This window comes from Protofrankia sp. Cas8 (genome assembly GCF_963555845.1).
In the GTDB taxonomy this organism is placed as follows: domain Bacteria; phylum Actinomycetota; class Actinomycetes; order Frankiales; family Frankiaceae; genus Protofrankia.
On record NZ_CAUVXI010000127.1, the window covers coordinates 1 to 2,516 of the forward strand.

Genomic DNA, 2,516 nt, shown 5'->3' on the forward strand with positions numbered 1-2,516 from the left:
TTACGGCTCCGGTCCGCCGTTCTCTGTGTAGCCGCACGACGGTGCCGATGATCCGCGTGTTCTGTTCGCCGGTGTTCCCACGGCAGCCGTGCCGGTCGCCGGCCTGCGATCACGGACTCCTACGAACGGTGACCGAATCTCGCGAGGACACCGCGCCTCTTCACATCCAAAGGGCTCGCGAACTGTTGGAGTTCGAGCCAGCCGAGGCGGCTTTGATAAAATACCGCTCCCATGGGCGACGTAGAGCTACTCGATCAGGTCCGTCGATTGCGCAGTGAGGGGAAGCCTCCGAAGGCGATCGCCCGCGCCCTTGGCGTGCCGCCCTCGGTCGTCGCCTCCCTGGTACGAGTCGTCGCCGCGGAGCGGGACGCCGTAGCGGGTGAGCCGGAAGTCGCTGGTTGCTGGATCAACGTGGGCTGGAGTCTGGGACTCGCTGTTGACCAGTCACGCGGCTGGGTGGACGAAGATGAAGCAGCGTCGGAGGACGCCATAGGCGGGTTGGTCAGTGTGCTGGTCGCCCGCAGGCACCGTTGGGACAAGGTATCGGTGTGCGGCTACCTGGTTGACGCCTACTGCCTGGGCGTCAAGAACGTCCGTGGCCCCGACATCAAGAACGAACTGGATCTGCGGCGGTTCCTGCCGGACTACTTCTCCACCTACCCGCACGGATGGCAGGACGCGCCGATCGAGCTCGCTCGGCACATTGTGTTCGGCGCCGTCGAGTACGCCCGCGGCCTCGGTTTCGAACCCCACGTCGACTTCACCCAGGCGGCCGACCACCTCGGTACGTGGCAAGGGCCGTCAGTCATCACCTTCGGTAAGGACGGTAAGCCGTTCTTCATTTCGGGCCCGCACGATAACCCTCGCGAGGTCATCAGGACTCTGGAACGCACAGTCGGCCCGCCGCCCAACTTCCACTTCCTGGCCCCGCAGGCAGCGCCACCCACCTTTGCCGATGATGATTACTTTCTGTAATTAGTCGGAGCTTCTGGCCGTTCAGGCCGGACCCGCACCCACGAAGTTCCGGGACCATCTACTCGGATGCTGCCAGTCTCACGGGCCAAAATCTGCCGGATCCGCCCGCATTACCGGAGTCGACCGGTAACGTCCTGGCTGTCGGACTGTGACGGTCCGGGAGGTTCGAGCCGGGTGAAGAGGGGTTCCGAGTGGAGAGCGTGCAGGCCACCGAGTTCGGGCCGTTGGCGGCGCTGGCCGGGGAGTGGGAGGGCGACGAGGGTCTGGACGTGGCCTTCTCGAACGCCGAGGGCCGCATCGTCGAGACACCGTTCCGCGAGCGCATGTCGCTCAAGCCGTTCGGCCCGGTGGAGAACGGCCCACAGGTGCTGTACGGCCTGGACTACCGCACCGCCGCGTGGCGCATCGGCGAGGAGAACCCGTTCCACACCGAGCTCGGCTACTGGCTGTGGGATGCCGTTGCCGGCCAGGTGATGCGGTGCTTCACCGTGCCCCGCGGCCAGAGCGTGCTGGCCGGCGGCACCGCGGCGCCGGATGCGACCACCTTCACCATGCGGGCGGAGGTGGAGTCGGAGACCTACGGCATTCTGTCCAACCTCTACCTGGCGAAGGCCGCCCGCACGACCGGCTTTGAGGTCACGGTGACGGTGCAGGCCGACGGTGTCTTCGCCTACAGCGAGAAGACGTTGATCACACATGCCCGGTGGGATGGCGTGGTCGAGCACACCGATCGCAACGTGCTGCGCCGCATCGCAGGCTGACCGGGAATCGCAGACTGTTTTCGTATTGTTGATCATATTGCTCGGGCTGTATGATCGGATATATGAAGACGATGATCGATCTTGACGACGAGGCGCTGGCGTTGGCGGCCAAGGAGCTGGGCACCACGACGAAGAAGGACACCGTCAACGCCGCGCTCGAGTTCGTGGCCAATCGTCGCCGTCGTATCGAACAGTTGCTTGATGACCCGTACGCCCTCGGTGTCGGTCCGGACATCGCCGATCAGGAGATCATGCGCCAGGCTCGTCGGTGACCGTCCCGGTCGGTCCCGGCCAGCTCTATCTGATCGACACCTCGGCGCACGCGCGGGTCGGTCATCTGGCCATCCGCAATGTCATCGCCGGGCTCATCGCGGATCGGGCCGCGGCCACCTGCGTGACGGTCGACCTGGAAGCCGGCTACTCCGGTCGTGATCTTACCGACATCCGCACGATCGCCGAGCGCCGCCGAACCCTCTACGTGACGTTACCGGTCAGCGAGGTCATCGCCGACCGGGCGCGTGATGTCCAGATCCGGATGGCCGCCCGAGGCCACCACCGCGCCGCCGGAGTCATCGACCTGATTACCGCCGCCGTGGCCGAACACCACGGCGCGGTAATCCTGCATTACGATGCAGACTTCGAACACATTGCCGCCACGACCGGACAGCCACACGTCTGGATCGCTCCCCGTGGCGCCATCGCCTGACACCTGGCCTGTGATTGAACCGCGGTCGGTAGTCCGGTTCTGCAGGCCCGGCCGGGCGGCGGCTGTACGGGGGG

General features: G+C 65.6%; 4 protein-coding genes. All 4 read left to right on the top strand.

What is annotated here, in order from left to right:
* The first annotated feature begins 231 nt into the window (after positions 1-231).
* Positions 232-975, top strand: a complete 744-nt coding sequence (locus tag U9977_RS17420) for a helix-turn-helix domain-containing protein (protein ID WP_322750332.1) — start codon at positions 232-234, stop codon at positions 973-975.
* Between the two features lie 191 nt (positions 976-1,166).
* A complete protein-coding gene (locus tag U9977_RS17425; protein ID WP_322750333.1) occupies positions 1,167-1,736 on the top strand; it encodes a heme-binding beta-barrel domain-containing protein in 570 nt (189 codons plus the stop codon).
* Between the two features lie 62 nt (positions 1,737-1,798).
* Positions 1,799-2,008, top strand: a complete 210-nt coding sequence (locus U9977_RS17430) for a type II toxin-antitoxin system VapB family antitoxin (RefSeq protein WP_322750334.1) — start codon at positions 1,799-1,801, stop codon at positions 2,006-2,008.
* Positions 2,005-2,442 carry a PIN domain-containing protein gene (locus U9977_RS17435; RefSeq protein WP_322750335.1) on the top strand — a complete coding sequence of 146 codons (438 nt, stop codon included), beginning with the start codon at positions 2,005-2,007 and terminating at the stop codon, positions 2,440-2,442. Before U9977_RS17430 ends, U9977_RS17435 begins: the two co-directional genes overlap by 4 nt.
* Positions 2,443-2,516 lie beyond the last annotated feature (74 nt).

Excerpts from the sequence above, each read along its gene's own strand:
- U9977_RS17430 (WP_322750334.1), top strand. The coding sequence starts at position 1,799 with ATGAAGACGATGATCGATCTTGACGACGAGGCGCTGGCGTTGGCGGCC.
- U9977_RS17420 (WP_322750332.1), top strand. The coding sequence starts at position 232 with ATGGGCGACGTAGAGCTACTCGATCAGGTCCGTCGATTGCGCAGTGAG.